Origin of the sequence: Acerihabitans arboris, assembly GCF_010131535.1 — a bacterium.
In the GTDB taxonomy this organism is placed as follows: Bacteria; Pseudomonadota; Gammaproteobacteria; order Enterobacterales; family Enterobacteriaceae; genus Acerihabitans; species Acerihabitans arboris.
The window spans coordinates 178,484-201,419 of record NZ_WUBS01000001.1; the positions used below are offsets into that span (position 1 = coordinate 178,484).

Below are 22,936 nucleotides of genomic sequence, written 5' to 3' on the forward strand. Positions count from 1 at the left end.
TTCCAGGAGCGCAAAGTGTTAAAAAAATGGTTACCCTGCCTGTTATTGTTAGCCACCGCCCCGGCGCTGGCAAAACCCGTCCTGACGGTTTACACCTATGATTCCTTTGCCTCCGAATGGGGTCCGGGACCGGCGATAAAAACCGCCTTTGAAAAAGAGTGCGGCTGCGAGCTGAAATATGTCGTGCAGGAAGACGGCGTCGCCCTGCTCAACCGTCTGCGCATCGAAGGCAAGAACAGCGGCGCGGATGTGGTGCTGGGCCTGGATAACAACCTGCTTAAGGCCGCGCAGGATACGCATCTTTTCACGGCGCATAACGTCGCCACCGCTCATCTTACCCTGCCCGGCGGCTGGCATGACACCACCTTCCTGCCTTTTGATTACGGCTATTTCGCCTTTGTCTATGACAAGAACAAGCTGAAAAATCCGCCCAAGAGCCTGCATGAATTGATAGACGGCCCGCAGGCGCTGAAAATCATTTATGAAGATCCGCGCACCAGCACCCCCGGACTGGGCTTGCTGCTCTGGGTGCAAAAGGTCTATGGCGACCAGGCGCCCCAGGCCTGGCAACGGCTGGCGAAAAAGACCGTCACCGTGCCCAAGGGCTGGAGCGAAGCCTATGGGCTGTTCCTGAAAGGCGAAGCGGATATGGTGCTCAGCTATACCACGTCGCCGGCCTACCATATCAATGAGGAAAAGAAGGATAACTATGCGGCGGCGGCCTTCAGCGAAGGCCACTACCTGCAGGTCGAGGTTGCCGGACAACTGGTCGCCAGTAAAAATCCGCTGCTGGCGCAGCAGTTTATGCGTTTTGTCGTCTCCCCCGCCTTCCAGCAGACCATCCCTACCGGCAACTGGATGTATCCGGTGATCAACACCGCGCTGCCGGCCGGATTTGACGTTTTGCCGGCAACCACGCTGAATTTCAGCGCGGACGAAGTGGCGGCTAAACGCGGCGGCTGGACCCGGGATTGGTTACGCTCCGTCAGCCAATGATACCCCGCTGGTTATGGCCGGGGCTGCTGGCCGCGCTGATGCTGACGGCCATTGCCATCGTGGCCGTCGGCGCCCTGTGGGCCAGCGCGCCGGCGCCCCACTGGCGCGTCTTGCTGTCGGACAGCTATCTTTGGCATGTCCTGCGCTTCACCTTTTGGCAGGCGTTGCTGTCGTCCCTGCTGTCGGTGCTGCCCGCCATCCCCCTGGCGCGGGCGCTCCACCGCCGCCGGTTCCCGGGGCGCCTGCTGCTGCTGCGTTTTTGCGCCATGACGCTGGTGCTGCCGGTGCTGGTCGCGGTCTTCGGCATCCTTAGCGTCTATGGCCGCCAGGGCTGGCTGGCGCAGTTATGCCTTTGGCTGCATATTCCCTACGGTTTTTCGCCCTATGGCCTGCCGGGGATCCTGCTGGCGCACGTTTTTTTCAACCTGCCGCTGGCCACCCGCCTGCTGTTGCAGGCATTGGACGGCATCCCGGTGGAGCAACGCCAATTGGCGGCGCAGTTGGGCATGACGGGCTGGAATTTTTTTCGCATCCTTGAGTGGCCCTATTTACGCCGCCAGCTGCTGCCGGCGGCGGCCCTGATATTTATGTTGTGCTTCGCCAGTTTCGCCACCGTATTGTCCTTGGGCGGCGGACCGCGGGCGACCACGATTGAGCTGGCGATCTACCAGGCGTTAAGCTATGACTACGATCCCGCACGCGCCGCGATCCTGGCGTTGATGCAAATGATCTGCTGCCTGGGGCTGGTGCTGTTCAGCCAGCGGCTGACGCGCGCTTTCCCGGTGGGGGCGACGCATTTCGCCCTGTGGCGCAATCCGGGTGATAATCTGGCGCGCAAATTGACCGACGGCACGATCATCACCCTGGCGCTGGCGCTCCTGGCGCCGCCCCTGCTCGCTGTGGCGGCGGGCGGCATTAACCTGGGCATGTCACGGGTGCTGTCGCAGGAGGCGCTATGGTCGGCCCTGCTGACCTCGCTGCGTATTGCGTTCGGCGCGGGGCTGTTGTGCGTGGCGCTGACCCTGATGCTGCTGTGGAGCAGTCGCGAGCTCAGGCTGCGGCAACGGCCCTGGGCGGCGCAGCTGCTCGACCTCAGCGGGATGCTGATCCTGGCGATGCCGGGCATCGTGCTGGCCACCGGCTTTTTCCTGATCGCCACCAATAGCCTGGGGTTGCCCCGTTCCCCTTATGGGTTGGTCATACTGACCAACGCGCTGATGGCCATCCCCTATGCCTTGAAAATCCTTGAAACGCCAATGCTGGACCTGGCGGAAAGGTACAATCGCTTATGCTTATCCCTGGATATGGGCGGGCTGTCGCGTTTGCGCTGGGTGGAATGGCGGGCGCTGCGCCAGCCGATTGGCCGCGCCATGGCTTTCGCCTCAATTCTGTCGCTGGGAGATTTTGGCGTGGTGGCCCTGTTCGGCAATGAGCATTTCCGTACGTTGCCGCTATATCTTTACCAGCAAATCGGCGCTTATCGCAGCCAGGACGGCGCCGTCACCGCGCTTTTCCTGCTGGCGCTGTGTTTTTTATTGTTTACACTAATAGAAAAACTCTCGGGGCCATATGATAAAACTGGATAAGGCCACCTACCTCTACCAGCACCTGCCGATGCGTTTTGACCTGCGGCTGGCGGCGGGCGAAAAGGTTGCCGTCCTCGGTCCCAGCGGCGCGGGCAAAAGCACCCTGCTCAACCTGATTGCCGGTTTTTTACCCCTGCACAGCGGCGGCCTATGGTTAAACGGCCAGGATCACAGTGCTACGCCGCCCGCCCTGCGCCCGGTATCCATGCTTTTCCAGGAAAATAACCTGTTCGCCCACCTGACGGTGGCGGAAAATATCGGCCTGGGGCTGCATCCAGGATTAAAATTAACCACGGCGCAGCGGGACGCCCTAAGCGAGGTGGCGCGGCAGGTGGGGCTGCAGGAACTGCTGAACCGGCTGCCGGGACAGCTGTCCGGCGGGCAGCGGCAACGGGCGGCTCTGGCGCGCTGCCTGGTGAGGGACCGCCCCATCCTGTTGCTGGATGAACCGTTTTCCGCGCTCGATCCCGCCCTGCGCAACGACATGCTGCAACGGGTAGAAGACGTGTGCAACCAACGCGGCCTGACCCTGCTGATGGTGTCGCATAACCTGGATGATGCCTTGCGTATCGCGCCGCGCACACTGCTAATAGTCGATGGCCGAATATATTATGATGGACTGACCTCAATGCTGGCGACAGGTGACGCGCCGCAAGCCGCCATACTAGGTATTTCACCGCGCCCAGGCGGTTAGCGCCATGAATTAGCGCACGCTCGAACGGCCTTATAATTTAGTTGATCCCCTTCCCACACCCTTTATTTATAGGGTTTTTATTAAGTTACAATAAAAATCAGGGCAAATAGCCAAAAATGGCATTGTTGATCCGCTTCACACTCCGCTAATAAAAACCTTACTATATTAGATTAAGGCGCTTTTTCAGCAGAAATTTTATGGTGTCGATAATAAGACGCCCGGTTCGGCATGCACTGATTTTTTAAGCATACCTGGAAAGCAATGACGCATTTTAGGTAGTATAGATAAAAAAACTTAAAATGCCACATTTTCAACGCCGGGGATTGTTTGAACATAATCAATTATTGCGATAACTAAATAATTTCACACGCCGCGCCGACATAAGTTATATCAATATTGCATGCTAAATATTAGAATACGAATATAGTTGATGCCATCCTATATGTTAAAATCCATATCCCCGGCAACACGTTGATTACGTTATCAAGACCAGCCTACCCTGTATTACCGGGCGAAGAATAAAGCGCCCGCGCCAATGCCGTGGAAATATGCGCACTACCGGAATTTTCTTTAAAATTATAACGCGCCACGAATAGACATCCGGCCCGGTTTAGCTGCGGCGGAACAAAGCATTACCATCATATGTCCGCCATGCCATCCGCCATTTCCCCCTCAGGCTGTACCATACTCCACCGGGCCGGCCTCGAATCCCCACGGCAGCCGGTTCGTGACTCATTATCCCGGCGACTGCAGGAAAATCAGGCAAATTCAGCACATCCGCCGCCTGGTCCCCCTGCAAAAATGTACCCCTGGCTTTATCAACCACGACATCATCGACCAGGCATTTATCGCTACATCTACAATATAAAAAGTCCGCTAACTGATTTTTTTGCTACTGATTCCTAATTTGCAAATAACATATAAGCATTGTTTTATTATTATCTGCTTATTTTCCATTAATTTTAATAAAAAATTTGGATTTTATAGACAAATGCCGGATTAAGGTTAAGACATTTTGATATTAGGGAAAACATTGACTTGCCTCACACTATTGATAGCGAATACTCTTTGATTTCTTTCAATTAGCGTTTATATTGATTAAATATAACAATTTAATTACTTATTAAATATCATCTTCGCTTATTGTATATAACGTACAATCGGCACTAGCTCTTTAAACAGAGCCTTTCAATATCAACAGCATTAATCTTTATGCGGACCGATCAGCAAAACATCATCTGCTACAAGGGATAATATATAACAGTGTTTCTATTCATTTTTTTCTCATTAAAACTCATGCAACCCATTAATCAAAACAACAGGAGATACTGATTCACCGCAGAAGGAGCGCCTTTATGCAAGTCTTAATCAACACCAGGTTCTACATCAGGAATGCCGGCATGCATTGCCGACTGTCAATGACATCTTATATTATTGAGGGTTATCTATAATGAGTGAAAAATTTCATAAAAAAATCGACTTCTTTGCTCAGCAGGGTGTAAAATACACCAATATTGTTTTCCAACTAAAAAGAAACAATGTCGGTTCGTATTACTTTTCGGAGGCCCAGAAAATTGAGCATGAACTGAAATTTAACTTTGAAACCATGGGGATTAATCCCTTATTTGACGTATCCGGCAGCCCTCGTGATGACTCAACCAGGGAGATGAATAAAAGATTTGGTTTAGATCGGTATTTTAAAGTTAAATTTTTCAATGACAATGTCAACTCGGCTGATTATATCAATGGAATACTGCATGCAATTGCGTTATTCAGCTCTGTCGAAACGGTCTATCCCTCGTCGGAACCGATATCACTGCGCTCCGGGGACATCCAGGATTTGTCTCATGCCGCCAAGCCCATCATCTATAATGAGACAAAATCGTCTGTGGAATCAGATATTCCCAATTTTGTATCCTTGCAGTATTACCTATGGCCGGCCAGGCACTGTTTTAATGGTTTTAAACTCGGCGGCGTAGACGGCGCCGCGGGCTTAGCCTACGAGGGCGGCAGGGGCGAAAATGTTACCATCATTACCAATGAGCCTGACGCCTGGTTTACCGGACATAAAAACCTACCGCAGGAACGCGCGATTGTCGAGGGCGCCGTCACGGTGGGCAACGACGACACGGCATCTGTAGGCGTGATGGCGGGCCTGGAATTGGGCTACGGCATTCTGGGCATTGCCAGCCGGGCAAAGGTAGGATATGCCGCCCGTGGCCTGCAATATCTCTATAACCTTTATCACCGCCTGAAGGCAGGCGACGTCATCCAGATAGGTATGCAGCACCAAGGAGGCTGTATGACTTATCATAACCAGGGATGTTATGTTCCTGTGGAGTTTGAACCCGCCTGGTTTGATATGATTTCCGCTTTAACCACCAAGGGAATCCATGTTATCCAGGCGGCAGGAAATGGGGCGGTGAATCTGGATCACCCGGCGTTTAACGGCAAGTTCAATCGCAACCTGCAGGACTCAGGGGCGATCATCGTCGGCGCGCTCGACCCCAGGACCGGCCTCAGGGCCGCCTACAGCAATTTTGGTTCGCGTCTGGACAGCGCCAGCTGGGGCGATTATGTGGTGACGACGGCCTATGGGTATGCCACCCTGCTCAATCAAACCAACGCTTGGTATATTAATAATTACTCCGGCAATTCCCCAGCCAATCCCATCGTGGCAGGGGTGGTCGCATGTCTGTCAAGCATCGCAATCGCCAATAAAAAAAGCGTCTCACCTATCCAATTCAGGGAGTTATTAACCAATACGGGAACCGTGTTGGAGGAAAATCTTTCCTCGATTATCGGCACCCAGCCAGACCTGGGTAAGGCGATCTACGCGTTATTTTCCGATTACTGAATCATCTCGTCAAAATTTTAATACTTTCCATAATTGAGCGGCGTAAATAGGCATCAGCGGATGCTGGATTAGCGCGATAAGTGCCGCAACAGCAGCCATCAGGCATAACGGCGCCAGCCAGCGCAACCGCGATAACGGCAGCCACCCGGCAAGCCTGCCCGTAGTGCGTTTGCCACTGCGAAACCAACGCCACACCAGCCAGCCGGCCAGCCATACCAGCAGGGCAACACCCAACAGCAAGCCACGGAATTGCCCGGTATGCTGGCCGGCTGGAATATTAATTGCCACCCCGGCCAGGATGCCGGGCATAAAATAAGCCGGAGGCCAGCTCAGGCAACCAATAATATTAGGCAGCGCGAATTTAAGGGGCGGCAAATCCAGCATGCCCGCCACCAACGGTATCAGCGGACGAGTCGGGCCAATGAACCGGCCGGCCAATATGGTCAGGTTGCTGTGCCGGTGCAAGGCGTGTTCGGTTTTATGGAGCATGGCGCGGTGCTTTTTCAGGAACGACCATTTCTTCAACGACTTTTTACAACCGTGACCGATAAAATAGGAAATCCAATCGCCAAGGAAACATCCAACGATGCCGGCGGCCCAGGCGGGGTAAAACCCCAGGGTACCGCTGCCGATAAACGCGCCCAGCGTCGCCATCATCAACGTACCCGGCAACAGCAGTCCGACAAAAGCCAGGGATTCAAGGAATGCCACCAACGCTACGGCAGTAAGCGAGAAAGCCAATGATTGTGTTACCCAATGCGCTAAAAAATCTTGCATAACCCTCTCTTGTTTATTTAAGCCGACGGATTGTCAGGGCTGGATGGCGCCGGCGTCAATGTAACAATTGTATATAGATTTGGCGGGGATTGACGTTCGGCGGCGCAACTGGACAAACACTGTATAAATAATCATAATTATAAGATTATGTAAAAACCATTATCCCTCTTTTACTTTAACCGGATATCCAGACGCCATGCCAGACCAATCCCTGCCCGGCCAGGGTTTTGTTCTCACCCGCCACTGGCGGGATACTCCCGGCGGCACCGTCATCGACTTCTGGCTGGCGACCGATCGCGGCCCGCAAAAAATCAGCCTGCCGCCGCAGTCCGCCGTTGCGTTTATGCCGGCGGAGTGCATGGCGCGCGCGCAACCTTTGCTGGACACCATCCCCGGCTGCGAGCCGCGTACCCTGGCGCTGCGGGATTTTCACCGCCGCCCGGTGGCGGGCATTTACTGCCGGCACTATCGCGAGCTGGGGCGCCTGGAAAAACTGTTTAAAGAATCCGGCATACCGCTCTATGAGGCCGACATCCGGCCGCCTGAACGTTATCTGATGGAACGCTTTATTACCGCCCCGGTCTGGTTTGAAGGCCAACGTCAGGAAAATGGCGTTATTACCGCGGCGCGTCTCAAGCCGGCGCCCGACTACCGGCCCACGCTCAGGCTGGTTTCGCTGGATATCGAAACCAATCGCGCCGGCGAACTTTACTGCATCGGCCTGGAGGGGTGCGGGCGGAGGCAGGTCTATATGCTGGGCGATCCGCCGTCCGCGGACGTCGGCTGGGCCGACGGCAGCCTGGAATACGTCCCTACCCGCGCGTTATTGATCCAGCGCCTGAATCAATGGTTCGCGACACATGACCCCGACGCCATCATCGGCTGGAACCTGGTGCAGTTCGATTTACATATCCTGCAAAAACAGGCGGAACGCTACCATCAACCGTTGCTGCTCGGACGCGGTGGTGAAACGCTGGAATGGCGCGAACATGGCGTCAAGGCGGGGCATTATTTCGCCAGCGCCGCCGGACGACTGATTATAGACGGCATCGAGGCGTTAAAATCCGCCTTTTGGCAATTTTCGTCGTTTAGCCTGGAAAATGTGGCGCAGACCCTGCTGGGCGAAGGTAAGGATATCTCCACGCCTTACGCGCGCATGGATGAAATAGACCGGCTGTACCGGGAGGATAAGCCGGCGCTGGCGCGCTACAACCTCAAGGATTGCGAGCTGGTGACGCGCATCTTCGGGCACACCCGACTGCTGGCGTTCCTGCTTGAGCGCGCCACCGTCACCGGGCTGGCGGCGGACCGCAGCGGCGGCTCGGTGGCCGCGTTTAACTGGCTCTACCTGCCGAGGATGCACCGCGCGGGGTATGTCGCCCCTAACCTTGGCGATATACCGATGCAGGCCAGCCCGGGCGGTTATGTCATGGAATCGCGTCCCGGCCTGTATGACTCGGTGCTGGTGCTGGATTATAAAAGCCTCTACCCGTCGATTATCCGAACTTTCCTGATCGACCCGGTGGGCTTGATTGAAGGCCTGGCCGAGGACGATCCGGCCCGGACGGTCGATGGTTTTATCGACGCGCGTTTCTCGCGCACGCATCACTGCCTGCCGGAAATCGTCCGGGAACTCTGGCAAGGCCGCGAACGGGCGAAACGGGACCAAAACCAGCCTTTATCCCTGGCGCTGAAGATTATCATGAACGCCTTTTACGGCGTACTGGGCGCGCCCGGCTGCCGGTTTTTCGATGCCCGCCTGGCCTCCTCCATTACGCTGCGCGGCCACGCCATCATGCATCAAACGCGGGAGCTTATCGAGGCCCGGGGTTATCCGGTCATCTACGGCGATACCGACTCTACCTTCGTCTGGCTGAAACCGGCCCGGGATGCGGACGCCGCCAACGCTATCGGCCAAGACCTGGTCAAGGATATTAACCAATGGTGGCGGACGCACCTGCGTGAGACCATGGGGCTGGACAGCGAGCTGGAGCTTGAGTTCGAAACCCACTTCAGCCGTTTCCTGATGCCGACTATCCGTGGCGCTGAGCTGGGCAGTAAAAAACGTTACGCCGGCCTGGTGCAAGACGATCGGGGCGGGCACATGGTGTTCAAAGGCCTGGAAACGGTGCGCAGCGACTGGACGCCGCTGGCCCAGCAATTCCAGCAGCAGCTTTATGAGCTGGTTTTCCGCCGCCGGCCCTATCAGGATTTTGTGCGCGATTATGTCCGCCGGACCCTGGACGGCGAACTGGATTCGCTGCTGGTCTACCGCAAGCGCCTGCGGCGCAAGTTAAGCGAATACCAGAAGAACGTGCCGCCACAGGCGCGGGCGGCGCGCATTGCCGACGAGTATAATGCCCGCAACGGTCGGCAGCAGCAGTACCAGAACGGCGGCTGGATAAGCTATATCATGACCGCCCACGGCCCGGAGCCGCTGGAAATCACGCAAAGCGCGCCGGATTACGATCACTACCTGACCAAGCAGCTGCAGCCGGTGGCGGATGCCATCCTTCCCTTCCTGCAAGATGACTTTGCTACGCTTATATCAGGCCAGATGGGGCTGTTTTGATGAGAAAGAGATGGATTGGTAGGTGACGAAGGGGCACTCATCCATTAACATAGCGCCTTTTCAGACCTCAACCTTAACTCTTGCCGCTTTTCACCGCCGTGGCATCAGGCCAGCGCCTGCCGCGGCAAGCCGCGCTATTGCCGGTACTTTTGCCTAACATAACACCGAGCCGAGAATTTATGCCTTTTACCTTAGGTCAACGCTGGATCAGCGATACGGAAAGTGAATTAGGACTGGGAACTGTGGTTGCACAGGATGCCCGCATGGTAACCCTGCTGTTTTCCGCTATCGGCGAGAACCGTCTTTACGCCCGCGCGGACGCGCCCATCACCCGCGTGATATTCAATTCCGGCGATACCGTCACCAGCCACGAGGGCTGGCAGCTCAGCGTGGAATCCGTTGAGGAAGAGGACGGCCTGCTGACCTATATCGGCACCCGGCTGGATAACGGCCAGGCCGATACCGCCCTGCGGGAAGTCCTGCTCGACAGCAAGCTGACCTTCAGCAAACCCCAGGATCGCCTGTTCGCCGGTCAAATCGATCGCATGGATCGTTTTGCCTTACGCTACCGGGCGCGCAAATTTCACAGCGAGCAGTTCCGCCAGGCCTGGAACGGACTGCGCGGCATCCGCGCCAACCTGATTCCCCATCAGCTGCATATTGCCTCCGAAGTAGGACAGCGTTACGCGCCGCGGGTGTTGCTGGCGGATGAAGTGGGTTTGGGTAAAACCATCGAAGCCGGCATGATAATCCATCAGCAGTTGCTTACCGGCCGGGCCGAGCGGGTGCTGATCATCGTTCCGGAGTCATTGATGCATCAATGGCTGGTGGAAATGCTGCGGCGCTTCAACCTGCTGTTCTCGCTGTTTGACGACGAGCGCTACGCCGAAGCCATGCAGGACAGCGATAACCCGTTTGAAACCGAACAGTTGGTGCTGTGCTCGCTGGATTTTGTCCGCCGCAACCACGAGCGGCTGGAAAAGCTGGCCGACGCCGATTTTGACCTGATGGTGGTGGACGAAGCCCATCATCTGTCCTGGAGCGAAAACACCCCGAGCCGCGAATACCAGGTGATCGAACAGCTGGCGCGCAGTATTCCCGGTATTTTATTGCTGACCGCCACTCCTGAGCAGTTGGGACTGCAGAGCCATTTCGCCCGGCTGCGGCTGCTGGATCCGGACCGGTTCCATGACTATCAGGAATTCGTGGCGGAGCAGCAGCGTTATCGCCCGGTGGCCGACGCGGTTACCCTGCTGTTAAACGGCAAGGCGCTGGATATGGACGCCAAGAACCTGCTGGCCGATATGATCGGCGAGCAAAGCATCGAACCCCTGCTCTCTGTCGCCAATGGCGCGGATGCACGCGCCCTGGCGGCGCGGCGCGAGCTGATCGCCATGCTGATGGATCGCCACGGCACCAGCCGGGTACTGTTCCGCAATACCCGCCAGGGCGTAAAAGGCTTCCCGCGCCGCATCCTGCATCAAATCAGGCTGCCGCTGCCCGCCCAGTACCAAACCGCCATCAAGGTGGCCGGCATCATGGGCGGCAAGCAAACCCTGGACGAACGGGCGCGCAATATGCTGTATCCCGAACAGATTTATCAGCAGTTCGAAGGCCAGAACGCCACCTGGTGGAACTTTGATCCCCGTGTTGAATGGCTGATGGAGTTCTTGCTGCAAAACCGTCAGGAGAAGGTGCTGGTGATTTGTGCCCACGCCGCCACCGCGCTGCAGCTCGAACAGGTGCTGCGCGAGCGCGAAGGGATTCGCGCCGCCGTATTCCACGAGGGGCTGTCGCTGCTCGATCGCGACCGGGCGGCGGCCTATTTCGCCTCGGAGGATGACGGCGCGCAGGTGCTGTTATGTTCGGAAATCGGCTCCGAAGGACGTAACTTCCAGTTCGCCAGCCAAATGGTGATGTTTGATTTGCCGTTCAATCCGGATCTGCTGGAACAACGCATCGGCCGTCTGGATCGCATCGGCCAGAATCATGATATCCGCATCTTCGTGCCCTGCCTGGAGCAAACGGCCCAATCGGTGTTGATCCGTTGGTATCACGAAGGGCTGGATGCGTTTGAACACACCTGCCCCACCGGCCGGGCGCTGTACGATCAATATTATCAACAGCTGGTCGGCTACCTGGGCGACCCCGGGAAACTCGAGGGCCTGGATGAGTTTATCCACGCCTGCCGCCATCAGCATGACGTGTTGAAACTCCAGCTTGAGCAAGGGCGCGACCGTCTGCTGGAGCAACACTCCAACGGCGGCGAACAGGCGCAGGCGTTGGCCGATGCCATCGCCGCCCAGGATAGCGACGCGCAGTTGGTGAATTTCGCGCTCAATTTATTTGATATCGTCGGCATCAACCAGGAAGATCGCAGCGACAGCCTGATCGTGCTCACGCCGTCGGAACATATGCTGGTGCCTGATTTCCCGGGCCTGCCCGAGGAAGGATGTACTATCACCTTCAACCGCGAGCAGGCGCTGGCCCGCGAGGATACCCAGTTTATCAGTTGGGAACACCCGATCATCCGCAACGGGCTGGATCTGGTATTATCGGGCGACAGCGGCACCAGCGCGGTATCACTGCTGCGCAATAAGGCGCTGCCGGCGGGCACCCTGCTGGTGGAGCTGGTCTATGTCGTGGAAGCGCCCGCGCCTAAAAAGCTGCAGTTGAGCCGTTTCCTGCCCGCCACTCCCGTACGGTTGCTGCTGGACCAGAACGGCAATAACCTGGCCGGCCAGGTGGAGTTCGAGCAGTTCAACCGCCAGCTTAACGCCGTCAAGCGCCATACCGCCGGTAAACTGGTCAGCGCGGTGCAGCCCGAGGTACATAAGCTGCTGCAAAGCAGCGAAGCGCTGGTGGCGAAACAGGCCCGGGAGCTGATCGACAACGCCCGACAGCAGGCGGATGAAAGCCTGAGCGCCGAACTCCAGCGCCTGGAGGCGTTAAAAGCCGTTAACCCGGCTATCCGCGAGGACGAATTGGAAACGCTGGCATCCAATCGCCAGCAGGTGCTGGCGCAGCTCGACCAGGCCAACTGGCGGCTGGACGCCATTCGCCTGATCGTGGTCACCCACCAGTAAGCACAACGCGCCCCGGGGCGAGAACCCCGGGCAAACCGGAGCAGTATGGAACCCTACAATCCACCCACCGAACCCTGGCTGCATATCCTTTATCAGGATGCGCATATCATGGCGATCAACAAGCCCAGCGGCTTACTGTCGGTACCCGGCCGGGCGCCGGAGCATAACGACAGCGTGATGACCCGGGTACTGGCGCAATTCCCGCTGGCGCAGTCCGTGCACCGGCTGGATATGGCCACCAGCGGGGTGATTGTCGTGGCGCTGACCAAAGCGGCGGAGCGGGAGCTGAAACGCCAGTTCCGCGATCGGGAGCCGCGCAAGTCCTATATCGCCAGGGTATGGGGACATCCCGCGCAGGAAGAGGGGTTGATTGATTTGCCGCTGATTTGCGACTGGCCGAACCGGCCCTTGCAAAAGGTGTGTTTTGACGCCGGCAAAGCGGCGCAAACCCAATACCGGGTATTGTCCTATGAAGCGGATCTCACCGCGCGGGTGTTGTTAATGCCGGTGACCGGGCGGTCCCATCAGCTGCGGGTACATATGCAGGCCATAGGCCACCCGATCCTGGGCGATGGTTTTTACGCCACGCCGGAGGCCAAAGCCATGGCCGGCCGTTTGCTGCTGCATGCGCAGGAGCTGGCGATAACCCACCCGGCCTTTCATTCGCCTATCCATTTTCGCTGCGAGGCGGATTTCTGAGTCGGCTAATGGAAACCCTTCTCGCGCTTAATCAGATCATAGGCCGCCTGGATGGCCTGCGTTTTCTGCTTGGCCATTTCCATCATCTCCGGCGGCAGGCCTTTCGCCACCAGCTTATCCGGATGGTGCTCGCCCATCAGCTTACGGTAGGCGCGCTTGATGGTGATGGCATCGTCGGTGCTGCTGACGCCGAGCACCTTGCAGGCATCCTCAAGCGTGGGGCCGCCGCCGGGCTGGTAGCCGCCCTGCGCGTACTCCTGCCCGCCAAACTGCTGTCCGCCCTCCATCATGCTGAGGAACTGGTCGAACTGCGCCCTCGAGATGCCCAGCTCCTCGCCAATCACATACAACACCTGCCGCTCATTGGGATGTAATGACCCATCGGCGAACGCGGCCTGGATTTGGATTTCCAGGAACATCCTGATCAGATCAAAGCGCCCGAAGCACACCTGCCGGAATTCGCGCAGCGTCTCGCGCAGCGGAAACTGGCCCTCCTTGCCTTCACGAAAGGCCTGCTGCGCGGCCGAACGCGCGGCGCCGTCAAGCCGCAGGCGATCCATCATCAGGCTGGCGTTTTGGATATCCGCCTCGGTGACCCGTCCTTTTGATTTGGTAAGATGCCCCATGACCTGAAAGGTGGCGCGGAAAAAAACATTCTGCCTGGTTTGCTGATCGGCAAAAAAGCCGCCGCCGACCCGGGCACCGCGCGCCTTATCTATCATATGGCCGATCAGGAAGCCTAAAACCACGCCCCAAAACCCTGCTCCGGATAGAAAACCCAGAATAACGCCCAACACCTTACCCCAATACCGCATATACTCCTCAATTCATCATGCCGACACTTCAAATTTGCTTTATCATACCTGTCATTTATCGCTGTGCCTAACGGTGCGCGGATAAACGGCGGGATTTAACACTGGCGCAACTCCGGTGAGTGAGATAGTCTCTGACCGTTTGACGGCATGAAGCCCAAGATGACGGAACACCCGAAAAGCATATGAAGAAACGTTACCCTACATTGCTGGCCAGCCTGATCTGGTCGGCGCTTTATAGCCAGAATGCCCTGGCGGATTTTGCCGATCAGTGCATGCTGGGCGTGCCTGCCTATACCAAGCCGCTGGTGACGGGCGACCCGAATCAACTGCCGGTCCATATCCAGGCTGACCAGACGACGGCCAACTATCCGGATAACGCGCTGTTTTCCGGTAATGTCGATATCGAACAGGGTAACAGCACGCTCAACGCCAAACAGGTAGAGCTGCAACAGAAGCAGACCGGACAGGAAGACCCGGTGCGTACCGTCACGGCCACCGGCGATGTCCATTACAACGATAACCAGATTAAACTCAATGGACCCAAGGCCTGGTCCAACCTGAATACCAAGGATACTGACGTTTACCAGGGCGACTACCAGATGGTGGGACGCCAGGGGCGCGGCGACGCCGATACCATGAAAATGCGCGGCAGCAACCGCTATACGGTCTTGGAAAACGGCACCTTTACCTCATGCCTGCCCGGGGACGACAGTTGGAGCGTACAAGGCTCCGAAGTCATCCACGACCGTGAAGAACAGGTGGCGGAAATCTATAACGCCCGGTTCAGGATCGGCAAGGTGCCGGTGTTCTACAGCCCTTACCTGCAGTTGCCGGTGGGCGATAAGCGCCGTTCCGGCTTTTTGATCCCGAACGCGAAATACGGCACCAAGAGCGGCTTTGAATTTTCCGCCCCGTATTACCTGAACCTGGCGCCGAACTACGACGCCACCATTACGCCGCATTATATGAGCAAGCGCGGCACCCAGTTGCAGAACGAATTCCGTTACCTGACCACGCCCGGCCTGGGCCTGGTGCAGTTCGACTGGCTGCCCAGCGATTCGGAATACGCCGATGAGCATCCCACGGACAACAATAACGACCGCTGGATGTTGTACTGGCGGCATAGCGGCGTCATGGACGACGTGTGGCGTTTCAACGTCGACTATACCCGGGTCAGCGATCCTTACTATTTCACCGATCTGACCTCGCAGTACGGCTCCACGACCGACGGCTACGCCACGCAGAAATTCAGCGTCGGCTATTCCGATGAGAACTGGGACGTCACCCTGGCCAGCAAGCAGTTCCAGATATTCTCGAACTCGGGCAATACCAACGCCTATCGCGCGGCGCCGCAGCTTGACGTCACCTATTACCAGAACGATGTGGGGCCGTTTGATACCCGCATCGTCAGCCAGGCCGCGAAGTTTACCAGCGTCAGCAGCGATAATCCCGAGGCGACCCGGCTGCATATTGAACCGACCGTCAGCCTGCCGCTGGCCAACAGCTGGGGCAGCCTGAACACCGAAACCAAGCTGATGGCGACCCACTATCAGCAGGACAACCTGGATAATTACAATACCAACAATCCCGACAGCCGGCTGGACGGCACGGTCAACCGCGTGATGCCGCAGTTTAAAACCGACGGCAAGATGATTTTTGAACGGGATGTGGACTGGGCGCAAGATTATACCCAGACCCTGGAGCCGCGGCTGCAGTACCTGTATGTACCCTATCGCGACCAGAGCAATATCAACGTTTACGACTCCACGCTGCTGCAAACCGACTACACCGGACTGTTTCGCGACCGCAGCTATAGCGGCCTCGATCGCATCGCCTCCGCCAACCAACTGGCGGGCGGCGTCACCACCCGTCTTTATGATGACGCTTTGGTTGAACGTTTTAACGCTTCGCTGGGTCAAATCTATTACTTTACCCGTCCGCGCACCGGTTCGACCAACAGCAGCCTGGATCAGGATGCCGAAACGGGCAGCGTGGTCTGGGCCGGCGACACCTTCTGGAAGATCGATAACCAGTGGGGCGTGCGCGGCGGCGTACAATATGATACGCGCCTGAACAGCGTGGCGTTGGGCGACGCGGTACTGGAATACCGCCGCGACGATAACCGAATGGTTCAATTGAACTACCGTTATGCCAGTCCCGAATATATTCAGGCCATGTTGCCCAATATTTCAAACCCGGGCTATCAACAGGGCATCTCGCAGATCGGCACCATCGCCAGCTGGCCAATCCGCGATCGGTGGTCGATTGTCGGCGCGTATTATTATGACACCAAGGCGAGCCAGCCCGCCGAACAGCTGATTGGCGTGCAGTACAACACCTGTTGCTGGGCGGCCACGGTGGGTTACGACCGTAAGATCACCAGTTGGAACTACAACAGTAATACCAGTAATTACGACAATGCCGTGACGTTTAATATACAACTGCGCGGTCTGAGCAGCGATTACGGCCTTGGGACCGACAAGATGCTGGGTTCCGGCATATTGCCATACCAACGGGCGTTTTAAGGCTGCTTCTGACCTGCGAACGTTAATCTTGAATCCGCGAATGCGGCTGATATATATGGAAAAGTTATGAAAAACTGGAGAACGTTTATTCTCAGCTTGGCTTTGTGCGCCGGAACCCTGTCCGCTGCGCCACAAGTAGTGGATAAAGTTGCTGCCGTGGTTGATAACAGCGTCGTTCTCGAAAGTGACGTGGATGGACTGTTACAATCGGTTAAACGCAATGCCCAGGAAGCCAAACAGCAGGTACCGGATGACGCAACGCTGCGTCGCCAGATTATCGATCGTTTGGTTATGGACAATATCATTCTTTCAATCGCCCAGCGCAACAACATCACCGTGACGGACGATCAGCTGACCCAATCCATTACCAACATCGCCGCGCAAAATAAAATGACGCTCGATCAGTTGCGCAGCCGCCTGGCCTATGACGGGATAAGCTACGAAACCTATCGCAAGCAGATCCGCAAGGAGATGCTGATTGCCGAGGTGCGCAACGGTGAAGTGCGCCGCCGCGTAACCATCCTGCCGCAGGAGGTGGATTCCCTGGCCCAGCAGATTGCCGCCCAAACCGGCAACGGCGCGCAATACAACTTAAGCCACATCCTGATCCCGCTGCCGGAAAACCCGACGCAGGAACAGGTGGATAAAGCGGAAGCCGTGGCGGCCTCCCTGGTACAGCAGATCAAGGGCGGCGCCGATTTCGGCAAGCTGGCGATCGGCTACTCCGCCGATCCGCAGGCGCTGAAAGGCGGGCAGATGGGCTGGGGCAAACTGGAAGAGCTGCCTAGCCTGTTCGCCGAGCGGTTGCAGGGCGCGCCCAAAGGGGCGGTGGTCGGCCCGATTCGTTCCGGCGTCGGTTTCCATATCCTGAAGGTCAACGATATCCGCGGCGGCGATGAGAAAGTTTCCGTTACCGAGGTGCATGCCCGGCATATCCTGCTGCGCACGTCGGTGGTGATGACCGATCAGCAGGCCGAAGCCAAACTGAATGAAGTACTGGCGCAGATTAAAAGCGGCAAGACCGATTTTGCCGCCCAGGCCAAACTGCTGTCGCAGGACCCCGGCTCCGCCAACCAGGGCGGCGATCTCGGCTGGGCCGCGCCGCAAGCCTATGATCCCGCCTTTCAGGACGCGCTTATGCGTTTGAAAAAAGGCGAAATCAGCCAGCCGGTGCACTCGTCTTTTGGCTGGCATCTGATTCAGTTGCTCGATACCCGTCAGGTTGACCGTACCGACGCCACCAAAAAAGATCAGGCCTACCGTCTGCTGTTCAACCGCAAATTCGCCGAAGAGTCGCAGACCTGGATGCAGGAACAGCGCGCCGGCGCCTATGTCAAAATCATGGATGACAATGCTCAATAAGGCACGGCTGGCGATCACTCCCGGCGAACCCGCCGGGATTGGTCCCGATCTGGTCGCCATGCTGGCGCAGCAGGCCTGGCCGGTCGAGCTGGTGGCCTGCGCCGATCCGGACATCCTGCTCGCGCGGGCGCGGCAGCTCGGACTGCCGCTTCAGCTTTATCCTTATCAGCCGCAACAGCCGGCGACGCCGCGGCCCGCGGGCGGCGTAAGCGTACTGGCGATAAACGCCCCCGCGCCCGTGACGCCCGGTGAGCTTGACGTCGCCAACAGCGGCTATGTGGTGGAAACCCTGGCGCGCGCCTGCGACGGATGCCTGGACGGCGAATTTGCCGCCCTGCTTACCGGCCCGGTGCATAAGGGCATCATCAATGACGGCGGCCTGGCTTTCACCGGCCATACCGAGTTCTTTGCCGATCGCAGCCGTTGCCAACGGGTGGTGATGATGCTGGCCACCGAATCGCTGCGGGTGGCGCTGGCGACCACGCACCTGCCGTTATCAGCGGTCCCGGCGGCCGTCACGCCGCAATCCCTGCGGGAAGTGATCGTCATTCTCAGCCATGATTTGCGCACGCGGTTCGGCATACCCCGTCCCTGCGTCTATGTCTGCGGCCTTAACCCGCACGCGGGTGAAGGCGGCCATATGGGCCGGGAAGAAATAGACACCATTATCCCGACGCTGCAAGCCCTGCGCGATGAAGGTTTTGATTTGGTCGGGCCGCTGCCGGCCGATACGCTGTTCCAGCCCAAATACCTGCGGCATGCCGACGCGGTGCTGGCGATGTATCATGACCAGGGCCTGCCGGTACTGAAATACCAGGGCTTCGGCCGCGCGGTAAATATCACCCTCGGCTTACCTTTTATACGTACCTCCGTCGATCACGGCACCGCGCTGGAACTGGCCGGTAGCGGTCTGGCGGAGGCCGGCAGCATCAAAACGGCGTTAAATCTCGCCATAAAAATGATAAATAATCGTAATGAGTAAACTTGTTCACCAGGGCCATCTGGCCCGCAAACGTTTCGGCCAGAATTTCCTGCAGGACGGTAATATTATCGACTCCATCGTCTCGGCCATTCATCCGTTGCCGGATCAGGCCATGGTGGAAATCGGTCCCGGTCTCGGCGCGCTGACCGAGCCGGTTGCCGAACGCATCGATCATATGACGGTCATCGAGCTGGATCGCGATTTGGCCGCCCGGCTGGCGACCCATCCGTTCCTGAACAGTAAGCTGACCATCGTGCAGCAGGACGCCATGACGGTGGATTTTGCTGAACTGTCACGGCAGCTGGGCCAACCGCTACGGGTGTTCGGCAATCTCCCGTACAATATCTCCACGCCGTTGATGTTTCACCTTTTCGGCTATACTCAGGCAATCCGCGACATGCATTTCATGTTGCAAAAAGAAGTGGTCAACCGGCTGGTCGCCGGACCGGACAGTAAGGCTTATGGCCGGCTGAGCGTGATGGCGCAGTATTATTGCCAGATCATTCCCGTGCTGGAAGTGCCGCCGACCTCTTTCCGGCCCGCGCCAAAAGTGGATTCCGCGGTGGTAAGGCTGGTACCCTACGCCGAGCTGCCCTACCCGGTCAGCGACCTGCAGGTGCTGGCGCGCATTACCAGCCAGGCGTTCAACCAGCGCCGCAAGACCGTGCGCAACAGCCTGGGCAATCTTTTTACCGCGGAGCAGTTGAAGGAATTGGGCATCGACCCGATTTTACGCGCTGAAAATATTACCGTGGCGCAATACTGCCATCTGGCAAACTGGCTGGCGGAGAACCCTTCGCAACAGGAATAACAGGAGCAGCTGTGATGATTAATTCGCCACGCGTTTGCGTGCAGGTTCAAAGTATGTACGTAGAGACGCAATCGATGCCCGAACAGGAGCGTTATGTCTTTGCTTATACTATCACCGTGCGTAATCTCGGGCGGCATAACGTACAGCTGGTCGGGCGTTATTGGCTGATCACCAACGCCAACGGCAAGGAAACCCAGGTGCAGGGTGAAGGCGTGGTCGGCGAACAGCCGCTCATCCTGCCCGGCAACGAGTTTCAATATACCAGCGGGGCCATTCTTGAGACGCCACTTGGCACGATGGAAGGCCACTATGAGATGCTGGATCACCAGGGGCAGTCTTTCCGTATTGCCATTCCCGTCTTTCGCTTAGCGATCCCAACTCTTATACACTAACTATGTCGACATATTTAATCGGGGATGTTCATGGCTGCTACGACGAGCTGACGTCACTATTGTCCCAAGTGGCCTTTAATCCCGCGGCGGATACCCTGTGGCTCACCGGCGATCTGGTGGCGCGCGGCCCGGCGTCGCTGGACGTAATGCGTTTCGTGCGTGAACTGGGCGACTGCGTGCGTTTGGTGCTGGGCAATCATGATTTGCACCTGTTGGCGGTTTACGCCGGCATCAGCCGTAACAAACCTAAGGATCGCATTACCCCGCTGCTGGAAGCGCCGGATGCCGATACGCTGATCAACTGGCTGCGCCGTCAGCCGGTATTGCAGGTGGACGAGGAAAAACGGCTGGTGATGGCCCACGCCGGCATTACGCCGCAGTGGGATTTGGCTACCGCCGTGACCTGCGCCCGCGAGGTGGAGTCCATACTCGCCAGCGACAGCTATCCGCTGTTCCTGGATGCCATGTACGGCGATATGCCGAATAACTGGTCGCCCGAGCTAAGCGGCCTGGCGCGGCTACGCTTCAGCACCAATGCCCTGACCCGCATGCGCTACTGTTTTCCCAACGGCCAGCTGGATATGATAGCCAAGGATTCCCCCGACAGCGCCCCCGCCCCATTACGGCCATGGTTTATGATCCCGGGCCCGGTATCGGAAAACTACAGCATTGTGTTCGGTCACTGGGCGTCGCTGATGGGTAAAGGCACGCCGGAGAATGTCTATGGGCTGGATACCGGCTGCTGCTGGGGCGGCGACCTGACCATGCTGCGCTGGGAAGATAAACGCTACTTTACCCAGCCCTCGAACCGCCAGGATGAAAGCGGCATCGAGGCCAGCGCGTTGTAGATGAATCAGCTGCCGGGCGGCCGTTGGTTTCCGGCTTACCGCACCGTTCACGCCTTAGCGACGATCCAGTATTTCCCAGCAAAAACTAGGGCTGTTCTTCTCATCGGCATCGTGGAATTCGCTGAAGGTGGACTGCCACTGATCCGGTTCGTACTCCGGGAAAAAGGTATCACCGTCAACTTCCGCGTCAATATGCGTCAGGTAAAGCCGCGTGGCCTGCGGCAGGAAATGCGCGTAGATCTTGCCGCCGCCGATCACCATCACTTCGTCCGCCCCGCCGGCGGCGGCCAGGGCCATCGCCGGCGTCGACGCCCAGGTTACGCGATCGTCAGCCGCCGGATGGCGGCTGACCACGATATTCAGGCGTCCCGGCAGGGGCTGGCCGATGGATTCATAGGTGCGACGCCCCATGATCACCGGTTTATTGAGGGTATTGCGTTTAAACCATGCCATATCGGCGGGCAAATGCCATGGCATGGCGTTCTCGAGACCAATCACGCGATCTACGGCCAGCGCGGCAATCAGGCTAATAATCATATAGACTCTTACAGGCTTTAAAATTGCTGCCACTATACGGAAACTGCCGTCACCCGTCGAGCGCCCCGGCCGACGCCGGTCACAAAAATCAGAAAGCGCCTAAGGCCGGGCCTATACCCCCGGACGTTTACGGTACAGCCATAATCCCGGCAGGGATAAGCCTATCGACAGCGCGCCGACGATGAAACCCGCCTTCAGGAACTGGGTAACCAGGATCGCCATCAGCGCATCGCTATACCCTAAATGGGAGATTTCCACCGCCGCCACCATGGCGCTGTAGGCGGAGATACCCGGGAACATGGGGATCACGGCCGCCACGGTAAACACCTTTGGGTGCGCCAGCAGCCAGCGCGACCAATGGATGCCGATGACGCCGATAAGGATGGCGGCCAGCAGGGAAGCCCACTCGATATTCATCCCGTAATGGATGAGCAACATGCGCGTTCCGTGGCCGATGGCGCCGAGCAGCGCGCAATAACGCAGCGCTTTTACCGGCACGTTAAACACCATGGCAAAACCCAGCGCCGGCACGGCCGCCAGCAGCATATCTTCCAGTAACGCCAGCAACAGACTCATGACCATCCCCGGAAATCCCACACCGCCATCGCCAGGACAATGCCGATGCAAATGGACAGCGTCAGCAGGCTGGCCATGGTCCAGCGCGCCAGCCCGGTATTGACATGCCCTTTGAACATATCCGCCACCGCATTGATCAGCGGGAAACCGGGCACCAGCAGCAATACGCTGGCCGGCATCGCCACCAGCGAGGTGCCGTGGAATATCGGCAACCGCATCAGCAGCCCGGAGGCGGACGTGGCGACAAAGGCGGTAATGCAAAAATTGATCAGCGGATTCATCTGCCGGGCGGTCAATAACTGGCGCACGTACATGGCCAGGCCGCTGGCAAACAGCGTCACGGCAAAGGCATCCCATCCGCCGCCGTTCAGGCGACTGAAGCAGCCGCAGGAAAGGCCGACGACAATCACCATCAGCCAGCGCGGGTAGCGCAGCGGTTTGATATTGGCCAGGCGTTTGGTCACGTCGGCGACATCCAGCAAGCGATGTTCGGTCATGATGACGATATGCTGCACCTGCGTCACCACATGCATATTAATGCCGCGATCGTTATTTTTACGCGTCGAGGTCAGGCAAAAATCGTTGATAATGGTGGTCAGCACCACCGCATTGGCGGAAATGGAGCTTTCCACCCGCTGGACCCCCAATGCCAGGCCCAGACGTGTTGATAACTGCTCCACGATCATGCTTTCGGCGCCATGCTGCAACAACAACAGCGCGCATTCAATACATAGCCGGGTAATGACCCGTTGCTGATCGTGCGTTATTTCGCTACCCATCGATATGCACCATACTGCGCCGCTCTCCGATAACCCTACGTT

The 22,936-nt window shown here is 57.5% G+C and carries 18 protein-coding genes; 13 read left to right on the forward strand and 5 right to left on the reverse strand.

Translation table 11 applies throughout. The features are described from left to right. Positions 1-15 precede the first annotated feature (15 nt). From thiB to GRH90_RS00795, 4 genes are all read left to right on the forward strand, one after another. The gene (thiB, locus tag GRH90_RS00780; RefSeq protein ID WP_162363991.1) at positions 16-996 is read left to right on the forward strand and encodes a thiamine ABC transporter substrate binding subunit; all 981 of its coding nucleotides are present in this window, start codon (positions 16-18) and stop codon (positions 994-996) included. Beyond that, positions 972-2,582: a thiamine/thiamine pyrophosphate ABC transporter permease ThiP gene (thiP, locus tag GRH90_RS00785; RefSeq protein WP_162363992.1), complete on the forward strand. Its 1,611-nt coding sequence runs from the start codon at positions 972-974 to the stop codon at positions 2,580-2,582. Before thiB ends, thiP begins: the two co-directional genes overlap by 25 nt. Continuing rightward, positions 2,566-3,276, forward strand: a complete 711-nt coding sequence (gene thiQ / locus GRH90_RS00790) for a thiamine ABC transporter ATP-binding protein ThiQ (protein ID WP_162363993.1) — start codon at positions 2,566-2,568, stop codon at positions 3,274-3,276. The genes thiP and thiQ overlap by 17 nt, the downstream gene beginning before the upstream one ends. A gap of 1,450 nt (positions 3,277-4,726) precedes the next feature. Next, positions 4,727-6,133 (forward strand): S8 family serine peptidase, encoded by a 1,407-nt coding sequence (locus GRH90_RS00795; RefSeq protein WP_162363994.1) that lies wholly within the window; start codon positions 4,727-4,729, stop codon positions 6,131-6,133. A 9-nt stretch (positions 6,134-6,142) separates the two neighbouring features. Here the strand turns inward: GRH90_RS00795 and GRH90_RS00800 are convergent, their stop codons facing one another. After that, positions 6,143-6,910, reverse strand: a complete 768-nt coding sequence (locus tag GRH90_RS00800; protein WP_162363995.1) for a DedA family protein — start codon at positions 6,908-6,910, stop codon at positions 6,143-6,145. 196 nt (positions 6,911-7,106) lie between these two features. On the opposite strand from GRH90_RS00800, the gene GRH90_RS00805 reads away from it, so the two are divergent. The 3 genes from GRH90_RS00805 to rluA all read left to right on the forward strand — a co-directional run bounded on the left by GRH90_RS00805 (position 7,107) and on the right by rluA (position 13,267). Next, on the forward strand, positions 7,107-9,482 hold the full coding sequence (locus GRH90_RS00805; protein ID WP_162363996.1) for a DNA polymerase II: 2,376 nt from the start codon (positions 7,107-7,109) through the stop codon (positions 9,480-9,482). Between the two features lie 179 nt (positions 9,483-9,661). Beyond that, positions 9,662-12,568, forward strand: a complete 2,907-nt coding sequence (rapA, locus tag GRH90_RS00810) for an RNA polymerase-associated protein RapA (RefSeq protein WP_162363997.1) — start codon at positions 9,662-9,664, stop codon at positions 12,566-12,568. Between the two features lie 45 nt (positions 12,569-12,613). Continuing rightward, a complete protein-coding gene (rluA, locus tag GRH90_RS00815; protein WP_162363998.1) occupies positions 12,614-13,267 on the forward strand; it encodes a bifunctional tRNA pseudouridine(32) synthase/23S rRNA pseudouridine(746) synthase RluA in 654 nt (217 codons plus the stop codon). A gap of 5 nt (positions 13,268-13,272) precedes the next feature. On the opposite strand, the gene djlA is transcribed toward rluA, so the two are convergent. Next, complete coding sequence (djlA, locus tag GRH90_RS00820) at positions 13,273-14,082, reverse strand: co-chaperone DjlA (protein WP_162363999.1); 810 nt, start codon at positions 14,080-14,082, stop codon at positions 13,273-13,275. Between the two features lie 182 nt (positions 14,083-14,264). On the opposite strand from djlA, the gene lptD reads away from it, so the two are divergent. From lptD to apaH, 6 genes are all read left to right on the forward strand, one after another. Then, on the forward strand, positions 14,265-16,607 hold the full coding sequence (lptD, locus tag GRH90_RS00825; RefSeq protein WP_162364000.1) for an LPS assembly protein LptD: 2,343 nt from the start codon (positions 14,265-14,267) through the stop codon (positions 16,605-16,607). Between the two features lie 66 nt (positions 16,608-16,673). Continuing rightward, positions 16,674-17,969 carry a peptidylprolyl isomerase SurA gene (gene surA, locus GRH90_RS00830; protein WP_162364001.1) on the forward strand — a complete coding sequence of 432 codons (1,296 nt, stop codon included), beginning with the start codon at positions 16,674-16,676 and terminating at the stop codon, positions 17,967-17,969. Next, positions 17,959-18,951 carry a 4-hydroxythreonine-4-phosphate dehydrogenase PdxA gene (pdxA, locus tag GRH90_RS00835; protein WP_162364002.1) on the forward strand — a complete coding sequence of 331 codons (993 nt, stop codon included), beginning with the start codon at positions 17,959-17,961 and terminating at the stop codon, positions 18,949-18,951. Before surA ends, pdxA begins: the two co-directional genes overlap by 11 nt. Beyond that, positions 18,944-19,762 (forward strand): 16S rRNA (adenine(1518)-N(6)/adenine(1519)-N(6))-dimethyltransferase RsmA, encoded by an 819-nt coding sequence (rsmA, locus tag GRH90_RS00840; RefSeq protein WP_162364003.1) that lies wholly within the window; start codon positions 18,944-18,946, stop codon positions 19,760-19,762. Before pdxA ends, rsmA begins: the two co-directional genes overlap by 8 nt. Before the next feature lie 14 nt (positions 19,763-19,776). Further along, positions 19,777-20,154, forward strand: coding sequence for a Co2+/Mg2+ efflux facilitator ApaG/CorD (gene apaG, locus GRH90_RS00845; RefSeq protein ID WP_162364265.1), 378 nt, complete (start codon positions 19,777-19,779; stop codon positions 20,152-20,154). 2 nt (positions 20,155-20,156) lie between these two features. Beyond that, positions 20,157-21,002 (forward strand): bis(5'-nucleosyl)-tetraphosphatase (symmetrical) ApaH, encoded by an 846-nt coding sequence (gene apaH, locus GRH90_RS00850; RefSeq protein ID WP_162364004.1) that lies wholly within the window; start codon positions 20,157-20,159, stop codon positions 21,000-21,002. 54 nt (positions 21,003-21,056) lie between these two features. On the opposite strand, the gene folA is transcribed toward apaH, so the two are convergent. The 3 genes from folA to GRH90_RS00865 all read right to left on the reverse strand — a co-directional run bounded on the left by folA (position 21,057) and on the right by GRH90_RS00865 (position 22,894). Beyond that, a complete protein-coding gene (folA, locus tag GRH90_RS00855) occupies positions 21,057-21,539 on the reverse strand; it encodes a type 3 dihydrofolate reductase (RefSeq protein ID WP_162364005.1) in 483 nt (160 codons plus the stop codon). Between the two features lie 111 nt (positions 21,540-21,650). Continuing rightward, on the reverse strand, positions 21,651-22,115 hold the full coding sequence (locus GRH90_RS00860) for a threonine/serine exporter (RefSeq protein WP_162364006.1): 465 nt from the start codon (positions 22,113-22,115) through the stop codon (positions 21,651-21,653). Further along, positions 22,112-22,894 (reverse strand): threonine/serine exporter family protein, encoded by a 783-nt coding sequence (locus tag GRH90_RS00865; protein WP_162364007.1) that lies wholly within the window; start codon positions 22,892-22,894, stop codon positions 22,112-22,114. Before GRH90_RS00865 ends, GRH90_RS00860 begins: the two co-directional genes overlap by 4 nt. Positions 22,895-22,936 lie beyond the last annotated feature (42 nt).

What these genes read in the sequence shown, in the direction of transcription:
- thiQ (WP_162363993.1), top strand. Translation starts at nt 2,566, where the DNA reads ATGATAAAACTGGATAAGGCCACCTACCTCTACCAGCACCTGCCGATG.
- rluA (WP_162363998.1), top strand. Translation starts at nt 12,614, where the DNA reads ATGGAACCCTACAATCCACCCACCGAACCCTGGCTGCATATCCTTTAT.
- GRH90_RS00805 (WP_162363996.1), top strand. Translation starts at nt 7,107, where the DNA reads ATGCCAGACCAATCCCTGCCCGGCCAGGGTTTTGTTCTCACCCGCCAC.
- djlA (WP_162363999.1), bottom strand. Translation starts at nt 14,082, where the DNA reads ATGCGGTATTGGGGTAAGGTGTTGGGCGTTATTCTGGGTTTTCTATCC.
- rsmA (WP_162364003.1), top strand. Translation starts at nt 18,944, where the DNA reads ATGAGTAAACTTGTTCACCAGGGCCATCTGGCCCGCAAACGTTTCGGC.
- GRH90_RS00865 (WP_162364007.1), bottom strand. Translation starts at nt 22,894, where the DNA reads ATGGGTAGCGAAATAACGCACGATCAGCAACGGGTCATTACCCGGCTA.
- folA (WP_162364005.1), bottom strand. Translation starts at nt 21,539, where the DNA reads ATGATTATTAGCCTGATTGCCGCGCTGGCCGTAGATCGCGTGATTGGT.
- apaH (WP_162364004.1), top strand. Translation starts at nt 20,157, where the DNA reads ATGTCGACATATTTAATCGGGGATGTTCATGGCTGCTACGACGAGCTG.
- apaG (WP_162364265.1), top strand. Translation starts at nt 19,777, where the DNA reads ATGATTAATTCGCCACGCGTTTGCGTGCAGGTTCAAAGTATGTACGTA.
- pdxA (WP_162364002.1), top strand. Translation starts at nt 17,959, where the DNA reads ATGCTCAATAAGGCACGGCTGGCGATCACTCCCGGCGAACCCGCCGGG.
- GRH90_RS00860 (WP_162364006.1), bottom strand. Translation starts at nt 22,115, where the DNA reads ATGAGTCTGTTGCTGGCGTTACTGGAAGATATGCTGCTGGCGGCCGTG.
- GRH90_RS00795 (WP_162363994.1), top strand. Translation starts at nt 4,727, where the DNA reads ATGAGTGAAAAATTTCATAAAAAAATCGACTTCTTTGCTCAGCAGGGT.
- GRH90_RS00800 (WP_162363995.1), bottom strand. Translation starts at nt 6,910, where the DNA reads ATGCAAGATTTTTTAGCGCATTGGGTAACACAATCATTGGCTTTCTCG.
- rapA (WP_162363997.1), top strand. Translation starts at nt 9,662, where the DNA reads ATGCCTTTTACCTTAGGTCAACGCTGGATCAGCGATACGGAAAGTGAA.
- lptD (WP_162364000.1), top strand. Translation starts at nt 14,265, where the DNA reads ATGAAGAAACGTTACCCTACATTGCTGGCCAGCCTGATCTGGTCGGCG.
- surA (WP_162364001.1), top strand. Translation starts at nt 16,674, where the DNA reads ATGAAAAACTGGAGAACGTTTATTCTCAGCTTGGCTTTGTGCGCCGGA.